This window comes from Thalassospiraceae bacterium LMO-JJ14 (genome assembly GCA_021555105.2).
Classification (GTDB): Bacteria; Pseudomonadota; Alphaproteobacteria; order Rhodospirillales; family Casp-alpha2; genus UBA4479.
In genome coordinates, this window is the sequence record CP134604.1 from 2,894,859 (window position 1) to 2,912,387 (window position 17,529).

Sequence of the window (17,529 nt, forward strand, 5' to 3'; positions counted from 1 at the left end):
CCGTCACCCTGAACTCGATTCAGGGTCCATGCATACCAACCGAAATCACGCCGGAAATTATGGATCCTGAATCAAGTTCAGGATGTCTGCGGAAATTCTCCGGTATCAGTCCTTTAGAATAATCGGCTCCGGTGGCGCGATACCGCGGATCATGTCGGCGGCTTTTTCGGCAATCATGATGGTCGGCGCATTCAGATTGGCCGACGGCATCATCGGCATCACCGAAGCATCGACGACGCGCAGCCCTTCCAGCCCGTGAACCCGAAGCCGGTCATCGACGACCGCCGTCGGGTCGGTATCGGGCGCCATGCGGCAGGTCCCCATCGGATGGAACGTCGTCGTGCCGCGTTCCTTGGCAACCTGCAGCAGTTCGTCATCCGACTGCACGTCCGCACCGGGATAGATCCAGTGATCGAAATAGCGTTGCATGGGTTCGGTCGTCAGCATCCTGCGTGCCAGCTTCATCGCCGCCAGCAGGACCCGGCGGTCTGTTTCGTGTTCCAGATAACGCGGTTGAATAACCGGTTTTTCGAACGGGTCGGATGACTTCGCGCGCACGTATCCGCTGCTTTCCGGACGCTGCTGCCAGGATGCAATGGTCATACCCGGGAAGTCGTCGAGTTCGGACTGCACCCCTTCCTTGTAGCTGGCGGGCGTGAAGGTGAACTGCACGTCGTTATAGTCGATATCCGGATGCGAGCGCCAGAAGCAATAGACCAGGGTCGGGCTCAGCGACAGGATGCCCTTACGCGACATGCCCCAGCGCGCGATCTCGCTGAGCAGACGCAATCCCTTGGTCCGTTCGTTGAGGCTCTGGACATTCTTGACCCGCGCCGTGAAGCGGGGTGCGTAATGATCGCGGAGGTTTTCACCAACCCCCGGCAGGGCGTGCATGACCTCGATGCCGAGCGATTTCAGGAAATCGGGCGCACCGATCCCGGAAACCTGCAGTAGTTGCGGCGAATTGATGGACCCGCCGGACAGAATTACTTCCTTTCGCGCAATGACCTGCATCGGTTTGCCGTTGCGACCGCCCTTGTTATAGGCGACCCCGGTCGCGCGCTTGCCGTCGAGAATGACACGGGTGGCATGCGCATTTGTAATGACACGGACATTGCCGCGCTTCACCGCCGGGCGCAGGAAAGCCCGCGCCGTCGACATCCGCCGGCCGCCTGCGATGGTCCTTTGCGAGTACGTCGCACCTTCCTGCTTGGCGCCGTTGTAGTCGTCCGCCTTGGGAATGCCGATGGTCTGCACGCCTTCGATAAAGGCATCCGTCAGCGGGTGCGACCAGTCGATATCAGTGACCGTCAACGGCCCGCCCCGGCCACGAAAAGTGTCATCGCCCGCACCGACCCGGTTTTCGGAACGCTTGAAGTACGGCAACACGTCGGCATAGCCCCAGCCCCGGTTGCCGCGTTGCGCCCAGCCGTCGTAATCCATGCGGTTGCCGCGCGTATAGATATGCCCGTTGATCGAGCTTGAGCCGCCCAGCGTCTTGCCGCGCGGCTGCTGTATGGCGCGCCCGGCGGTCCATTCCGTCGGTTCGGTTTCATACAGCCAGTTAATGCGCGGGTTCTTGATGGTATAGATAAACCCGGCCGGAATATGGATGAAGGGATCCCAGTCCGACGGCCCGGCTTCGAGCACGCAGATGCTGACGTTCGAGTCTTCGCCGAGCCTGTTGGCGAGAACGCTGCCCGCCGAACCCGCACCGACGATCACATAATCAAAAGTTTCCATCCCGCACCCATTTCAATACCGGTTTATCCCGGCATTATGAAAATACTAGGCACCGGACCGGAGCTTGAAAAGCGTCTACAGGTGTGACGGCAAACCGCCGGGATCGAGCATAGGATAGTCGAAGGCGGCAAAATCCTCTGCATACAGATCGTTGACCAGTTGAACCGTCGCACGGTTGTATCGGGACAAGTATTTCGGCTGCTCTGGCGTACCTGCGGCGGGCTCACGCATATTGAACTTCTCCACCGTGCCGATTTCGATCCCGAGTTTATCCGCAAGCGCATGCAGGTCGCGCTCCAGATGCTCGGTGCGGCCGATCCAGTCGAGCGCGAAGGCCCCGTTCAGGTGCGAGAACGCGACCATCGGACAAAAGCAGACCCAGTCCCAGGCATGGACGATATCGGCCTTGGCGACGTATTCGTGCATGTAGAGGTTAAAGTCATCGCCGATCGCATCGAAGATCGGCTTCTTGGCGGCAATCCACGATGTCCATGTCTTCGACGCCAGCATGTCCTGGCGGAAACCGGAATACAGCCGGTCATAGGGATTGCGCACAAAGGTGAACTTGAAATATCGCTCGAAACGGTTTTCGCAATCGTATTGCCCGAGGAATTTTTCGATCGTCACATGCTGTTCGAAATCCGTCACCGGATAGCCAATGTCCGTATACGGCGCCATCGCGTGCCGCACCGATGCCGAACCGCATTTGGGGATGACGAAATACAGGTAACGATAGCAGTCCGAAATCACCATCCCGTCACCGGCTTGTCATGTCGCGGGCGCGGCGCGCTTGTGCATCGGATGATCCGCGAAGCTTTCAAGTTTATGCAGTCCGGCAGTGTCGAGCGGTTTCGACGCATGGCAGCACAGCAGGCTGAACGAATAGATGTTCGGGAAAATGTTTTCCGCCTGCCCGGCCAGATTATCGGGGCGGAACAACGGCACCTGATGCCACCACACGTCATAGCCGAAACCGCGCACCGTTTCGTACAGTTCCTGCGACAGTGCCGGGCGGTCGTCTTCCAGATAAAGGACCGGCTTGTCCCGTTCGATCAGCCGGCGCGCGCCTTCAATGACCCGTACCTCCATCCCCTCGGCATCGCACTTGATCAGGGCGGTTTTCAGCTCTGGTCCAATGATGTCGTCAAGCCGGACAATCGGCGTTTTCCCGAGCGCCATGCCGCCGCCGGCCTCGATACGATCCTGATTGACGCCGATGCCGCCGAAGTTAAGCGGCATGGCCGGATCGGCATCCATCATGACGGTATTGCCGGCGACATCGCCGACAGCAGCGTTGAAGGTGGCGACATTGATGCAGTCGTTATTGATGACGTTCGCGCCCAGCATCTGAAAGCAGATGCGTTGCGGTTCGAAGGCAATGACCCGCCCCGCCGTCACATGGCGGGCCAGCGGCACCGTGTGCGCGCCGATGTTGGCGCCGACCTCGACGACATTGGCATTGCGGTCTAGATAGCCGCACAACAGGTCGATTTCGCCATACGACCATTCGCCATAGGTCAGCAGCGATTTGCCGATGTACTGATCGTTCGGGTTTGCCGTCCAGTGAAAACCGGCAATGTCGGCATGAGCAAATTGCATAGCGTTCTCACCCTGCCCGATGGCGGCCGGTCAACACACACGGGACAAGCGTGTCACATGCCGTTCCGGAAGGGCGACCATTTCCTGCGCGGACATGTTCTTGCACAGGCAAACCTTGGCACCGCCGATCACCCGCAATTAAAGCAGCGTCGCAGTTAAACGAAAAGCCCCGAAACCAACAAGGTTCCGGGGCTTGTCTTAACGCCGGGTACAGGGTCGGCGTTAGTTTGCACCCTCTTGCGGGCACATGTCGGCGGGGTCGATGCCGGCGACCTGAACTGGCGCCTTCATGGCATCGCGGCGGAACGGCTCGCCCAGTTCCTGGTTAAGCACCACTTCGATGAAGGTGGTTTCACCGTTCTTCATCTGCGCATCGACGGCGGCGGCAAGCTGCTCGGTCAGTTCCGCCATCGTCGTCACCTGGACGCCTTTGACGCCACAGGCCTTGGCGATATCTGCGTACTTCACATCGAGATCAAGCTCGGTGCCGACGAAGTTGTCCGCATACCACAGTGTGGTGTTGCGTTTTTCCGCACCCCACTGGTAGTTGCGGAAGATTACCATCGTGACCGGCGGCCACGGATCGCGGCCGATCGCCGTCATCTCGTTCATGGAGATGCCGAATGCGCCGTCACCGGCAAAGCCGATCACCGGCATGTCCGGTTTTGCTATCTTGGCACCGACAATCGACGGCAGACCGTATCCGCAGGGGCCGAACAGGCCTGGTGCCAGATAGCGGCGACCATGTTCGAAGGTCGGATAAGCGTTACCGATGGCACAGTTGTTACCGATGTCCGACGAAATGATCACATCCTTCGGCATTGCCGCCTGAATGGCGCGCCACGCCATGCGCGGCGACATCCGTTCGGGCTGGCTGTTACGGGCACGCTCGTTCCAGGTGGTGCCCGGATCGTCGTCTTCGTGATCCATCGACGACAGTTGCTGCAGCCAGGCCGAACGGGTCTGGTGGATCAGCTTTTCACGGTCTTCGCGGTCGGCATTACCGGCATCTGCAGAAAGCTGCGACAGCAGGCTTTCGGCAACCAGCTTGGCATCGCCCTGAATGGCGACGGTAACTTTCTTGGTCAGACCGATGCGATCCGCGTTCATATCGACCTGGATCACCTTGGCATCCTTGGGCCAGTAATCGATACCATACCCCGGCAGGGTCGAGAACGGGTTGAGGCGCGTCCCCAGCGCGAGAACAACATCGGCCTTGGAGATCAGTTCCATCGCTGCCTTCGAGCCGTTGTAGCCGAGCGGCCCGGCGAATAGCGGATGCGAGCCCGGGAAGGCGTCATTGTGCTGATAGCCGCAGCAGACCGGCGCGCTCAGTTTTTCGGCCAGCGCCGCGGATGCCGGGATGCCCCCCGACAGCACCACGCCGGCGCCGTTCAGGATGACCGGGAACTTGGCTTCCGACAGCAGCTTGGCAGCATCGGCGATGGCGGCGGCGCCACCGGCCGGGCGTTCCAGCTTCACGGTGTCGGGAATTTCGATATCGACGACCTGGGTCCAGAAATCGCGCGGTACGTTGATCTGTGCCGGGCCGCTACCGCGCCAGGCCTGTTCGATGACGCGGTTCAGTACTTCGGCGATCCGCGTCGGATCGCGCACTTCTTCCTGATAGCAGACCATGTCCTCGAACAGGGCCATCTGCGGGATTTCCTGAAAACCGCCCTGACCGATGGTCTTGTTGGCAGCCTGCGGCGTCACCAGAAGCAACGGCGTATGGTTCCAGTATGCGGTTTTGACCGGCGTCACGAAGTTGGTAATGCCCGGGCCGTTCTGCGCGATCATCATGCTCATCTTGCCGCTGGATCGGGTGAACCCGTCGGCCATCATGCCGGCATTGCACTCATGCGCGCAGTCCCAGAACGTGATCCCGGCCTTCGGGAAAATATCGGACACCGGCATCATGGCCGAGCCAATAATCCCGAACGCATGTTCGATACCATGCTTTTGCAGAACTTTTACGAATGCTTCCTCGGTTGTCATTTTCATAGTTTCGGCTCCTTGCTTGCCAACTTTCCGGCCTTTTCGTCGGCCAGGTTTGAGCGATTATCAAAAAACAATAAAATTCATTAATGAGACGTTATGTCCTAATTTTTCATATTTATGCATCGCCGTCAAATCTATTTATCAGCCCTGGCGCGGCATGGTCCTTTAGGTAAAAAGCCCTGTATTCCCAGTCCTCCCCTGTATGGGGTAGTAGTCATTGCAGATATGAGAAAGGGCCAGCACCGTGCGGATCATGGTGCCAGTTCCCTGCCCCGGCATTTCCCGGGAGAGAATACCTGCCTAAAAAACCAAAGGCGGCGTCCGCCGGCTTGCACCGTCAAACGCCGCCTTATCGGCGGGACAAGTCCGTCAGGGATTGCTTAGCCTTTTGCGGCGCGGTTCGTCTGCAGACGCTTGTTGACCAGTTCGACCGTGTCTTCGACCATTTTCGAGTGCATACCGATCCCGTCCGACAGGGTCTTCACGAGAAGGTCCAGCCGCTCAATGTTCGGCGCACCGGCAAACAGTGCGCGCGCCGCCGACGACGGTTTCGACAGGCCCTGGGCGGCGTTCGCGTACTTTTCGAACGGTACCATGTCGGCCGGATCCGCACCCATCGTCTGGCACAGCTGATGCACCCAGTTGTAGACCTCCTTCGAGGCTTCCAGGTTGGAGTGCACGGCTTCCTTGATCGAGCGGGCCTCGTCCTCCATGACGCAGCGGTAATTGCCGGTCATCAGCATCGCCCATTTCGCCAGCGGCACGAAAACCGACTCATAGACCTTGAGCTTCACCGGCAGCTCGATCGGCGTGCCGTCACCCGGATCGAAGCGAATGTCCATAATGTCCTGTTCGATCTGGCGCAGCATGTCGGTGTGCGCGTCGGACGCAAAGCGTGCGACCTTGAAGTTGGTCGGCAGGCTGACCTGCAGAACGTTGACCGGCTCGTCCGGCGGGCGGAAAGCCTGCGGGTCGGGACTGGCCAGCGTCATCAGGTCGCTGTCGAAGTTTTCCCACACCGTCGGATCGGTATAGCAATGCTTGATGGCATCGGCCTGAATGCCCGGGAGGCGCAACAGGTACGGCAGCGGCGGCATGTTCATGATCGACATGCACGGCACGCCGGATGTGGCGACCTTGTCGAGAAGCTCGCGCACCCCGGGAGAGCGGTATTGCGGCTCCTGCATCGCCAGCGCGACGAGATCGTAATCCTTGGGATCGACGTCGCCGGGGCCGGCGGCATTCAGCTTGCCGGGTGAATTGACGGAATCCACCTGCACAAGTTCATCTCGGCCGCGAACAGGTATGCGGACATGAATGCCGTCCTTATTGATCAGGTCGGCCTCTTCCGGCAAGCAGATCAGGGTGGTGTTGTGACCCGCCAACAGAAGTTTTGTCGCCAGCAATGAGCCGTATGACGCCCCAAGGATCAGGACGTTATATTTTTTACCAGACATGTTTCCTCCAAAGTTCAGGAAAAACGGCGGCGCTCCTTTTTTTCGCGAGAAGCGTCTCATCCGCACATAGATTTAATGTTTGAAACCGGTGTTCGGCCAGTCCCCTTTAGTATCTTGATCTTCATTGCAGCACTTGGGCATTCACGGTGCCAGTACCAATAAAAAATTCAAAATATACAGGGCCACTTTTAGCCCGCCCAGCATCCGGATTCAACCTTTCACGGAGGACGGTGCTGAAATAAACTCGCCGCCGCATCAACATCGATCAAAGCACGACCAGGCGGAAGCGATTGCCAGGAAAAACCGCAAAGGTGAAGCCGTGACACAAAACCGCCCACTACAGTTCGACGTCATCGTCATCGGTGCCGGGGCCGCCGGCTTGATGTGCGCATTGACCGCAGGTGCCAGGGGGCGGCGCGTGCTGTTGCTGGATCACGCCGACGCGGCGGGCAAGAAAATCCTGATTTCCGGCGGCGGGCGGTGCAACTTCACCAACACTCACTGCCGACCCGATAACTTCATTTCCACAAACCGGCATTTCTGCAAATCCGCCCTCGCCCGCTACACGCCTGCGGATTTCATACAAATGGTCGAAAAGCACGATATTGCCTGGCACGAAAAGACCCTGGGCCAGTTGTTTTGCGACGGGCGCGCCGGGGCAGTCGTCGAAATGCTGCTCAGGGAATGCCGCGCCGGGGCGGTCGATATCCGCCTCAACCACAACGTCACCGATGTTACCCGTGCCGAGCGTTTCAAGGTCGCGACCGACAAGGGGGACTTCGAAGCCGCATCGCTGGTGCTGGCCAGCGGCGGCCTGTCGATCCCGAAAATGGGTGCCAGCGATTTCGCGCACCGCACCGCGCGCCGGTTCGGCCTGACGCTGATCCATCCCCGCCCGGCCCTGGTGCCGCTGAAGGTCGGCGCCGACGATCTCGCGTTGATGAACCCCTTGAGCGGCGTCGCCACCGAATGCATCGCCCGACACGGCAAGACAAGCTTCCGCGAAGCCATGCTGCTGACGCACCGCGGCCTGTCCGGCCCGGCAATCCTGCAGATTTCATCATACTGGCGCGAAGGCGATGCGATCTCGCTCAACATCATTCCCGACACCGACGCCGCCGGGTATCTGCTGGCTGCCAAGCAGTCCGGCGCCAAGGCCAAGCCCGGCAACGTCCTCGGCCGTCTGCTGCCGGCGCGCCTGGCGACGGCGCTGGCCGCCGCCGACCTGCCTGACCGGCCCATCGGCGAGATCACCGATCGCGATCTGTCGCAGTTCGGCCACAAACTCAACAACTGGCAGGTCGTGCCGACCGGCAGCGAGGGCTTTGCCAAGGCCGAGGTTACGCTCGGCGGCATCGACACCAAGCACCTTTCCTCGCAGACCATGGAAGCCAAGAACGTGCCCGGTCTTTTCATCATCGGCGAGGCGGTCGACGTGACCGGCTGGCTCGGCGGCTATAATTTCCAGTGGGCCTGGGCCAGCGGCCGCGCTGCGGGCGAAGCGGTGTAGGCATTTCACGCCGTATCAAAACCGTTATACTCGCGACAACATAGACCGGAGGATACCATGACCGAGACCTGGACATTCAGCCACAGCATGGCCACCGACGCCGAATGGACACCGGGGCTTCGCGATATATTCGACTATCGTGACCTGGGCCTGAAGGCGTCCACCGACGGCGATTACGTGGCACACCTGATCCGCGCCAACGGCCGCAAGGAAGCAGACGCCGTGCAACAGTGGCACTGCCATCACTGCAGGTTCCAGGTTGTCCTGGTGCTGAACGGCTGGGCCGAATTCGAATACGAGGGCGAAGGCGTGCACCGCATCGAAAAAGGCGACTTCATCCATCAGCGCCCAGGCATCCGCCACCGCGAAATCGCCTGCTCGGATGATTTCGAAGTGCTCGAGATTGTCTCGCCGGCCGACTTCAAGACCGAAATCACCGACCCGCCCGCCTGACCGGCGTCATGACGTTGTCACGAATTTGTTACATGGGCGGGGTGCCATTTCCGTGGCCGACGCGCTAGGCTTTGTGCCACAAGCAGGAGATTCCCCATGTTGAAGTCACAGGCGCATGGCCTGAAAGCGCCGGATCCCGCCGAAATCGCCAAGCGTTTCAGCGCCATCCGCGAACAAACGCAAAACCTGGCCCAGCCGCTCAGCGCCGAGGATCAGTGCATCCAGTCGATGCCAGATACCAGCCCGACGAAATGGCATCTGGCACATACCACATGGTTTTTCGAAACGTTTATCCTGAAATCATACGTCGACGGCTACGCGGTATTCGATCCGAACTACAATTACCTGTTCAATTCCTATTACGAGCAGATCGGCGCCCGCCATGCGCGGCCCGAACGCGGCATGCTGACGCGCCCGCCGCTCAGTGACATTCATGCCTTTCGTGCGCATGTCGATGCCGGGATGAAGGCCTATCTGGAAACCTCCCCGGCGCCCGACGTGCTCAACCTGATCGAGCTTGGCCTGCAGCACGAGCAGCAACATCAGGAACTTCTGCTCACCGACATCAAACACGCGCTTTCGATGAACCCGCTTTTCCCCGCCTACCACCGGCCCAGGCCGATGGATGCGACGCGCAACCGCGAAACAGGCTGGGCCGATCATCCGGGCGGCCTTGTCGAAATCGGCCACAAGGAAGGCGGCTTCGCTTTCGATTGCGAGGGGCCGCGCCACAAGGTCTGGCTGGAGCCGTTCCGTCTGGCGACGCACCCGGTGTCCAACGGCGAATATGTTCGCTTCATCGAGGACGGCGGTTATCGAACCGCGGAGCTATGGCTGTCGGACGGCTGGGCGAAGTGTCAGGAAGACGGCTGGCAGGCCCCGATGTACTGGCAGAAAGGCGATGATGGCGCGTGGCGGATTTTCACGCTCGCGGGCCTGCGCCCCGTCGATCCGGATTCCCCGGTGTGTCACGTCAGCTATTACGAGGCCGACGCCTTCGCCCGCTGGGCCGGCGCGCGGCTGGCGCGCGAGGCGGAATGGGAAGCCGTCGCCGCCGAACAGCATATGACCGGGAATTTCGCCGGCACCGGAATCTATCACCCGATGCCCGCGCCCACCGGCGGGCTGGCGCAGATGTTCGGTGATGTCTGGGAATGGACGGGGAGCGCCTACGACGCCTACCCGGGCTACCGTCCGGCCGAAGGTGCGGTCGGCGAATACAACGGCAAGTTCATGTCGGGACAGATGGTGCTGCGGGGCGGCTCCTGCGTCACGCCCGAAGCGCACATCCGCGCATCGTACCGGAACTTCTTTCATCCCTGGGCACGCTGGCAGTTTTCGGGCATCCGCCTCGCCGACGATGCCCCGGCGTCCCGCGTCGGCGCGGACGCCCCGGCAGACGGCAGCGAAGCGACGTTTCTGCACGATGTCGTCACCGGCCTTTCCGCGACGCCGAAGCGTTTGTCGCCGAAATATTTCTACGATGCCGAGGGGGCGCGGCTGTTTACGGAAATCTGCGAACTGGACGAGTATTATCCGACACGCACCGAAATGGGCATCCTGAGCAGTAACGCGGACGACATCGCGGCCAAGCTCGGCCCCGACGTGATGCTGATCGAATACGGCTCCGGCGCGCTCGACAAGGTGCGTATCCTGCTCGATGCGCTGCACGATCCGGTGTCGCTGTGCGCGATCGACATTTCCGCCGAGCAACTGCAACAGGCGGCCGATGACGTCCGCGCCGCTTATCCAGATCTTGAAGTCCTCGCTGTCGAGGCTGACTTCACCCATGCCGTCGATCTGCCGCTGCCGAAGCGCAGCCCGAAAGCACGGGTCGCGTTCTTCCCCGGCTCGACCATCGGCAATTTCGACCCCGCCGACGCCGAAGCCTTTCTTGCCGGTATCCGCCAGACCGTCGGGCGCCACGGCATGCTGGTGATCGGTGTCGATCTGAAAAAGGACGCAGGCCGCCTCGTCGATGCCTATGACGACGCTCAGGGGATCACGGAAGCATTCAACAAGAACCTGCTGACGCGCATCAACAATGAACTGGATGGTGATTTCAACCCGTCGCTGTTCCGCCATATCGCGCGTTACAATGCGCTCGCCGGCCGGGTCGAGATGCATCTCGAAAGCTGCACCGACCAGACCGTCCACGTCGGCGGGACCGGCTTTCACTTCAGCGCCGGCGAGACCATACACACCGAGAATTCATACAAGTTCACGCCTGAGGAATTCGAGGCCATGGCGCAGGCGGCGGGCTTCGCCAAGCTCGCCATGTGGTGCGATGCGGACAATCTGTTCGCGGTCATGCTGCTGCGCGTCAGGACATAAAAACACGTCGGATCATCCTTCGAGACGGCCTGTCGGCCTCCTCATGACGAGGGTCAATTTAATCTCGGGTCCCACCTTATGCTGAGGAGGATGCGGTGCATCCGTCTCGAAGCATGAGCTTTTGCTACAACTTGCCGGTATTGTTCTCGGCGCCGTGATACAGGACTTCGCGGAATGCCTGCGTGGCGCGTTCATGGAAAGCCACCGCGGCGGCGTCGAAGTCGTGCGCCGGGACCGGTGTCGGCTCGAAGTGACCGAACGGATCTTCGCCCCGCACCAGCGCCGCGCTGTCCCATGAGCCGACGATCTGTTCCGTTTCCGGCGGCATGAAGTGCATGGAAACGCCGATCCGCCGGTCGGGCGCATTGTTCGGCCCCGACGCGTGCGCGATCCGGTAGTTGTGAATCGACATCTGACCGGGTTGGAGCGGCATGAACACCGCATCCTCGTCGCGGGGCACGTTCGAGAGTTCCTGCCCGCGAGTCAGCATATTGTCCTCGTTGTAACGTTCGTCGTGTTCCAGAATATCGCCCCGGTGCGAGCCCGGCAGCACTTTCATGCACCCGGCTTCGATGCTTGCCGGGGACAGCGCCACCCAGGCGGTCACCACCTTGTCGCTGGAAAGCCCCCAGTACTTGGTGTCCTGATGCCAGCCGACAAAAGACCTGTGATCGGCTTCCTTGATCCAGAAAAGCGTGTTCCAGCAGAGGATATTCGGGCCGATCAGTTGTTCGACCGGATCGAGAACGCGCGGATCGCGGATCAGGTCATCGAGCCACTTGAAAAGAAGGTGCCCTTTCGAGCGCTGCCCGGGCAACAGCTTGCCGCCGTGCTTCGCTTCTTCCGCCTGAAGTTGCGCACGAATATCCGCAACCTCGGAAGAATCAAGGATATCGACGGGAAAAACATACCCGTCGCGGTGAAACTGTTCGATATCGGATGCTGTCAGCGTCATACCGGTCCTCCCAAACCTGCAGGGATTTTAAGTGGCCCTGTCGCCGTATCACAACCATTACCCGCCGATCCGTGATATTTATGTTGCAATGCAGCATAAATGCTTTATCACCACCGCAACAACTCTTCCCCGGCTCAGGCCTGATATTGGATTTTCAAAACGTGGTTAAGCTTTCTCTGGCGACCCTCACGGGTCGTTTTTCTTTTGCCCGGCATGAAGGCGGCTGGGCCGCTTCGATGTCGCCCCTCATCATCAAGACCGAAATACTGGCCGGACTGACCGTTGCCCTGGCCATGGTACCGGAAGCCGTGGCGTTTTCGTTCGTCGCCGGGGTGCACCCGCTGGTCGGCCTGTATGCGGCGTTTATCGTCGGTCTGGTGACGGCCTTGATCGGCGGCCGTCCCGGCATGATTTCCGGCGCCACAGGCGCACTGGCCGTGGTCATGGTCGCGCTGGTTGCCCGCCACGGCGTCGAATATTTGTTCGCAACCGTGATTCTGATGGGCATCATCCAGGTTTTTGCCGGTGTCTTTCACCTCGGCAAGTTCATCCGTCTGGTGCCGCACCCGGTGATGCTGGGATTCGTCAACGGCCTCGCCATCATCATTTTCCTGGCGCAAATGTCACAATTTCAGCTTCCCGGCACAGACGGCCGGATGCAATGGATGACCGGCATGCCGCTTGCCGTGATGCTGGGTCTGGTCGCTCTGACGATGGCCATCATCTGGCTGATGCCGAAGCTGACAAAGGCCGTGCCCGCGCCACTCTGCGCGATTGCCGTGGTCGCCGGTATCGTTATCGCCTTCGGCATCGATGTGCCGCGCGTCGGCGATCTGGCGTCGATCAAGGGCGGACTGCCTTCCCTGCACATCCCGATGGTGCCGCTGACACTGGAGACGCTGAAGATCATCTTGCCGTTCGCGCTGATCCTGTCGGCCATCGGCCTGATTGAAAGTCTGCTCACGCTCAACCTTGTCGGCGACATCGTCAACAAGCGCGGCGGCGCCTCGCAGGAATGTATCGCCCAAGGCATCGCCAACACGCTGACCGGATTCTTTGGTGGCATGGGCGGTTGCGCCATGATCGGCCAGTCTATCATCAACGTGAAATCCGGCGGCCGGCATCGCTTGTCGGGCATTTCCGCGGCGCTGTTCCTGCTGGCGTTTATTCTCGTCGCTTCGAGCATGATCGAGCAGATCCCGCTGGCCGCCCTGGTCGGCGTCATGTTCATGGTCGTCATCGGCACCTTCGCGTGGCAGAGCATCACCATCCTCAGGAAAATTCCGCTGACGGATGCATTCGTCATGCTGCTGGTCACCGCCGTCACGGTGATGAGCGATCTGGCCGTCGCCGTCGTCGTCGGCGTGATCGTCTCGGCGCTGGCCTATGCGTGGAACAATTCCAAGCGCATCCATGCCAAAATCCACACCACGCCCGAAGGCGCCAAGGTCTACCGCATCGACGGGCCGCTGTTCTTCGGATCGGTGGACGGATTTACAGAACTGTTCGAGCCGGCATCGGACCCAAGCCTGGTTATCGTCGACTTCATCGACAGCCGGGTCGTCGACCAGTCCGCCCTGCAGGCGATAGAAGCGCTGGCGATGAAGTACGAGACGCAGGGCAAGACGCTGCAGCTCAGGCACCTGTCACAGGACTGCCACCGGCTGCTGAACCGCGCCGGTCAGCTGATGGTCGATTCAGACGACGACCCGAGCTACGGCCTGGCCGTCGATTACGATGTGAAGACCGGTATTCTCGGCAGCGGTCACTAAGGCACCGCAGATTCGCGGCCTAGGGAACGATTGCCGCGCGCAAAACCGAACGGTCCGATGCCCGTGCGAACGCTTCGTCCAGTTGATCGAGCGAAAACTTGGAATCGACAAGATCGCCGAACGGAAAGCGGTCGCGATTGCTCATCACGAAATCAAGCGCCTGTATCAGGTGGCGCGGATGATAATTGTGGACCCCCTTGATATTGATCCAGCCGCGCAGGATCTGATTGCCGTCGATCGTGAATGTTGCATCCGGATTGACCAATCCGCCGATAACGTAACAGCCGCCGACCCTGAGCATGCGGATGCCAATCGGCACCACATCCGGATAGCCGCAGACCTCGATACCGACATCCGCACCGTCGGGCGGGCATTCGGCCCGCACGGCAGCGACCAGTTCGTCATCGCTCATTTTCGAAACATCGAATGTCACATCGGCGCCGAAGCGCTCCGCGATTTCCAGCCGGCTGGCCACGGTATCCAGACCGATGACCCGCCTTGCACCGCGCGCCTTGGCAATCGCGCAGCCGTAAAGCCCGAGAAGGCCGAGCCCCTGCACCACAACGGTATCGCCGATATCGATGGCCGCGGCTTCGGTCACCGAAATCATCGTCGCCACGCCGCAGTTGAGCGGCGTCGCCTCTTCGTCGCTGATCTCGTCGGGCAATTTGAGAATCCCCGTCCCCGGCAGGATGTAGCAGTACTCGGCGAACCCGCCGAGGAAATGCGGATCATCTTCCGCCAAATCGTGACCGTATTTACGCAGGCCCTTGGATTTCTGCGGCATGTCGTGAACATCGCGGTAATACGACGGCCCATGATGAAAGAACTCGGTCCAGGTAACCCGGTCGCCGATATTCAGCGTATCGCCTCGCATGTCGTGGGTAATCGTGTGCCCAAGCTGCTCTATAACGCCGACGATCTCATGGCCGAGAATACCGGGACACGGGTTCGGCCGGTGCCCCTGATAGGAATGAATATCGGAGCGGCAGATCGTCGACATGGTGATCCGTACCAGCACCTCGTCAGGCGTGACATCGCGAACCGGATAGTCGCGGACTTTGAACGGTGCATTGGGAGCGTCATATACGACGGCGCGTCCTGTTTTTGACATTTTGGTTACTCCAGCTTCTGTAAGGCACACCGCCACATGAACTTCGGTCGTGAATTCAGGCTTCCGGCGGCACACCCGCCGGCAAGTTAAAGTGAAAGAAAGCTATTTCATCTTCATCACAGCATTTCTTGCCCAGGCGGAAAGCGCTTCCGAGATGATCACCAGCACAATGATCGACAGGATGATTGCCGCCACGCGCTCGGTTTCGATCTGCAGAACGTTACGCTTGAGATACCAGCCCATACCGCCGGCGCCGAAGAACCCGACCACCGTCGCCGCACGAAACGCCACATCCCAGGTGTATATCGCGATCCCGGTGAAGGCGACGCGGACCTGCGGCCAGACACCGAACACCATCACCTGAAACAGATTTGCGCCGGTTGCCCGCATGGCCTCGACTGGCCCCATATCGACGGATTCGATTTCCTCGGCAAACAGCTTGGCCGCGAAACCGGCACTGAACAGTGTCAGTGCAAGAACGCCGGGCAGCATCCCGAAGCCCAGGATCGACACAAACAGGATTGCCCAGATGGTTTCGTGCACGGCGCGGCACGACATACCGAAAAGACGCGCAACCGGGTACACGAACAGACGGCTTGGCGTCATGTTATATGACGCGAACCAGGCAACCGGAATCGTGATGATGAGACCGAACAACGCGCCCAGGTACGCCATCTGGATGGTCTCGACGACATATTCGAAATAGTCGCGGTCCATGATGTATTCGATATCCGGCGGATAGTAACGCGACGCCAGAATGTCGCCCATCCGGCCCAGCATGCCGAACAGCCGGTCGAGTGGAATGTCCAGATACTCGATACTGAACACCACCACCGTGAACGCGAGCAGCCAGGCACCATAGGCGTAAAGGGAATCCGGATAGCGAAAGCGGCGCCATTTAAGGCGTTTGCCGTCGCCGAACAGGGTGATCGTTTCGTTTTCAGCCATCGTCGCGGGTTCCTATATCAGACGCCGGCGGATGAAATACGACACCGCCTCGCCCAGCAGAATGATGATCAGAATGGCAAGGATGACCGTCGTCACCCCGTGATAATTGAACGTGTTCATCTGCCGGAAGAACACCAGCCCGAGGCCGCCGGCCCCGACCAGACCGAGGATCGCCGAACGGCGGATATTAATTTCCCATTCGAAGATGACGACGCTGACGATTTGCGGCAGCACTTGCGGCAGAATGGCGTAGATTATGATCTGCAAGGGCGAACCGCCGACGGCGCGGATTGCTTCGACCGGGCCATGATCGATATCCTCGATCGCTTCTGCCGACATCTTGGCGATAAACCCGACCGAGCGGACGGCAATTGCCATCACGCCGGCCATGGCGCCAAGTCCGACCACGGCAACGAAGAACAATGCCCAGACGATCTCATGGATCGAGCGACTGAGCGTCATCATGAGGCGCGCCAGCGGATAGGTAACGGGCTTGTACGGCGTGATGTTCATGGCCCCGAACCACGCAGCCGGCACACACAGGATAAGACCGAAAAACGTCCCCAGACAGGCAATCAGCAGGGTTTCCAGCGCCGGCACCATGAGTGTGCCGAAAAGCTCGAAATCGATGCCGATGAAGCGGCTTGTCGCTTCCCATACCTTTTCAACGCTGCCGATGCGTTCCCAGTCCGTGTCCTGGATGACCGTAACGTCGATACTCCACGCAACCAGCGCCAGCAGAACAACGGTGGCGCCTGCCGAGAACATACGGCTGCGCCGCCGCTTTTCGACGACACCGTCCGCGACCGCGGCCAGCGAGCCTTTGAGATTGGGTTTCAGGGGTGCTGATGCCATGATGATCCCTCAGAGCACTTCCATGGCATAAATCTCGCCAAGTTTTTCTTCGTTCATCAGTTCCGTCACGCCCGAGAACATGGTCACGCCGTCCTGCAGACCGATGATCTTGTTACAGAACTCCTGTGCCAGCTTGACGTCGTGAATATTGCAAAGGCACGGCACCTTGAGTTCCTGCGCCATCTGCTTGATCAGTGCCATGACCTCGCGCGAAATCTTCGGATCGAGCGCCGAGGTTGGCTCGTCGAGCAGCATCAGTTTCGGATTCTGCATCAATGCACGCGCGATTCCGACCCGCTGGCGTTGACCGCCGGACAGCTCGTCGGCGCGTTTGTCGACGTGATCGATCAGGCCGACACGTTCGAGCAGCATCAACGCATGGTCGATATCCTTGCGCGGAAAGGCCCGGAACAGGGTGCGCAGATCGGACGTATACCCGAGGCGGCCGGACAACACGTTGTCCATGACGCTCATCCGGTTGATGAGATTGAATTCCTGGAAAATCATGCCGATGTCACGGCGCAGACGCCTAAGCTCTCGCCGGCGTAGTGCCGTCACGTTGCGCCCGTCGAAAACGATACTGCCGGACGTCGGCTCGACAAGCCGGTTGATGCAGCGGATCAGGGTCGACTTGCCGGCGCCGCTGGGGCCGATAATCGCAAAGAAATCATTGTCTTCGACTTCGAATGAGATCCCCTTGAGGATTTCCGGGCCTGAGGCGCTGTAGCGCGCGCGTAGATCGCTGACTTGTAGGACAGCCATGTCAATAGTTCCTGTCGTCTCGAATG

Annotated in this window: 14 protein-coding genes; 4 read left to right on the top strand and 10 right to left on the bottom strand. The window is 59.9% G+C overall.

Going from position 1 to position 17,529, the window contains the following annotated elements:
* Positions 1-105: 105 nt before the first annotated feature.
* The 5 genes from L2D14_13655 to L2D14_13675 form a co-directional block, all read right to left on the bottom strand.
* Positions 106-1,743: a GMC family oxidoreductase N-terminal domain-containing protein gene (locus L2D14_13655; protein ID WNJ98913.1), complete on the bottom strand. Its 1,638-nt coding sequence runs from the start codon at positions 1,741-1,743 to the stop codon at positions 106-108.
* Positions 1,744-1,818: 75 nt separating this feature from the next.
* On the bottom strand, positions 1,819-2,496 hold the full coding sequence (locus L2D14_13660; protein ID WNJ98914.1) for a sulfotransferase family 2 domain-containing protein: 678 nt from the start codon (positions 2,494-2,496) through the stop codon (positions 1,819-1,821).
* A 15-nt stretch (positions 2,497-2,511) separates the two neighbouring features.
* Positions 2,512-3,342, bottom strand: coding sequence for an FkbM family methyltransferase (locus L2D14_13665; protein ID WNJ98915.1), 831 nt, complete (start codon positions 3,340-3,342; stop codon positions 2,512-2,514).
* Between the two features lie 222 nt (positions 3,343-3,564).
* Complete coding sequence (xsc, locus tag L2D14_13670) at positions 3,565-5,346, bottom strand: sulfoacetaldehyde acetyltransferase (GenBank protein WNJ98916.1); 1,782 nt, start codon at positions 5,344-5,346, stop codon at positions 3,565-3,567.
* A 377-nt stretch (positions 5,347-5,723) separates the two neighbouring features.
* Positions 5,724-6,800, bottom strand: a complete 1,077-nt coding sequence (locus tag L2D14_13675; GenBank protein ID WNJ98917.1) for a hypothetical protein — start codon at positions 6,798-6,800, stop codon at positions 5,724-5,726.
* A gap of 319 nt (positions 6,801-7,119) precedes the next feature.
* Here L2D14_13675 and L2D14_13680 point away from each other — a divergent pair, with 319 nt between their 5' ends.
* The 3 genes from L2D14_13680 (at position 7,120) to egtB (ending at position 11,097) form a co-directional block, all read left to right on the top strand.
* Positions 7,120-8,310 (top strand): NAD(P)/FAD-dependent oxidoreductase, encoded by a 1,191-nt coding sequence (locus L2D14_13680; protein WNJ98918.1) that lies wholly within the window; start codon positions 7,120-7,122, stop codon positions 8,308-8,310.
* A gap of 57 nt (positions 8,311-8,367) precedes the next feature.
* Positions 8,368-8,763, top strand: a complete 396-nt coding sequence (locus tag L2D14_13685) for a cupin domain-containing protein (GenBank protein WNJ98919.1) — start codon at positions 8,368-8,370, stop codon at positions 8,761-8,763.
* A gap of 96 nt (positions 8,764-8,859) precedes the next feature.
* Entirely contained in the window at positions 8,860-11,097 is a 2,238-nt protein-coding gene (gene egtB, locus L2D14_13690; protein ID WNJ98920.1) for an ergothioneine biosynthesis protein EgtB, read from the top strand.
* A gap of 124 nt (positions 11,098-11,221) precedes the next feature.
* Here the strand turns inward: egtB and L2D14_13695 are convergent, their stop codons facing one another.
* Positions 11,222-12,052 carry a phytanoyl-CoA dioxygenase family protein gene (locus tag L2D14_13695; GenBank protein WNJ98921.1) on the bottom strand — a complete coding sequence of 277 codons (831 nt, stop codon included), beginning with the start codon at positions 12,050-12,052 and terminating at the stop codon, positions 11,222-11,224.
* A 236-nt stretch (positions 12,053-12,288) separates the two neighbouring features.
* On the opposite strand from L2D14_13695, the gene L2D14_13700 reads away from it, so the two are divergent.
* Positions 12,289-13,824: a SulP family inorganic anion transporter gene (locus tag L2D14_13700; GenBank protein ID WNJ98922.1), complete on the top strand. Its 1,536-nt coding sequence runs from the start codon at positions 12,289-12,291 to the stop codon at positions 13,822-13,824.
* A gap of 19 nt (positions 13,825-13,843) precedes the next feature.
* On the opposite strand, the gene L2D14_13705 is transcribed toward L2D14_13700, so the two are convergent.
* The 4 genes from L2D14_13705 to phnC form a co-directional block, all read right to left on the bottom strand.
* A complete protein-coding gene (locus L2D14_13705; protein WNJ98923.1) occupies positions 13,844-14,938 on the bottom strand; it encodes a zinc-binding dehydrogenase in 1,095 nt (364 codons plus the stop codon).
* 102 nt (positions 14,939-15,040) lie between these two features.
* Positions 15,041-15,886 (bottom strand): phosphonate ABC transporter, permease protein PhnE, encoded by an 846-nt coding sequence (phnE, locus tag L2D14_13710; protein ID WNJ98924.1) that lies wholly within the window; start codon positions 15,884-15,886, stop codon positions 15,041-15,043.
* Between the two features lie 12 nt (positions 15,887-15,898).
* Positions 15,899-16,741, bottom strand: coding sequence for a phosphonate ABC transporter, permease protein PhnE (gene phnE, locus L2D14_13715; GenBank protein ID WNJ98925.1), 843 nt, complete (start codon positions 16,739-16,741; stop codon positions 15,899-15,901).
* A gap of 9 nt (positions 16,742-16,750) precedes the next feature.
* Positions 16,751-17,503 (bottom strand): phosphonate ABC transporter ATP-binding protein, encoded by a 753-nt coding sequence (gene phnC, locus L2D14_13720; GenBank protein ID WNJ98926.1) that lies wholly within the window; start codon positions 17,501-17,503, stop codon positions 16,751-16,753.
* Positions 17,504-17,529 lie beyond the last annotated feature (26 nt).

Bases quoted from the DNA above. Each gene is read 5' to 3' on its own strand.
- L2D14_13660 (WNJ98914.1), bottom strand. From the start codon at position 2,496: ATGGTGATTTCGGACTGCTATCGTTACCTGTATTTCGTCATCCCCAAA.
- L2D14_13685 (WNJ98919.1), top strand. From the start codon at position 8,368: ATGACCGAGACCTGGACATTCAGCCACAGCATGGCCACCGACGCCGAA.
- phnE (WNJ98925.1), bottom strand. From the start codon at position 16,741: ATGGCATCAGCACCCCTGAAACCCAATCTCAAAGGCTCGCTGGCCGCG.
- phnC (WNJ98926.1), bottom strand. From the start codon at position 17,503: ATGGCTGTCCTACAAGTCAGCGATCTACGCGCGCGCTACAGCGCCTCA.
- L2D14_13655 (WNJ98913.1), bottom strand. From the start codon at position 1,743: ATGGAAACTTTTGATTATGTGATCGTCGGTGCGGGTTCGGCGGGCAGC.
- L2D14_13700 (WNJ98922.1), top strand. From the start codon at position 12,289: ATGTCGCCCCTCATCATCAAGACCGAAATACTGGCCGGACTGACCGTT.
- L2D14_13695 (WNJ98921.1), bottom strand. From the start codon at position 12,052: ATGACGCTGACAGCATCCGATATCGAACAGTTTCACCGCGACGGGTAT.
- L2D14_13675 (WNJ98917.1), bottom strand. From the start codon at position 6,800: ATGTCTGGTAAAAAATATAACGTCCTGATCCTTGGGGCGTCATACGGC.
- xsc (WNJ98916.1), bottom strand. From the start codon at position 5,346: ATGAAAATGACAACCGAGGAAGCATTCGTAAAAGTTCTGCAAAAGCAT.
- L2D14_13665 (WNJ98915.1), bottom strand. From the start codon at position 3,342: ATGCAATTTGCTCATGCCGACATTGCCGGTTTTCACTGGACGGCAAAC.
- L2D14_13705 (WNJ98923.1), bottom strand. From the start codon at position 14,938: ATGTCAAAAACAGGACGCGCCGTCGTATATGACGCTCCCAATGCACCG.
- phnE (WNJ98924.1), bottom strand. From the start codon at position 15,886: ATGGCTGAAAACGAAACGATCACCCTGTTCGGCGACGGCAAACGCCTT.
- egtB (WNJ98920.1), top strand. From the start codon at position 8,860: ATGTTGAAGTCACAGGCGCATGGCCTGAAAGCGCCGGATCCCGCCGAA.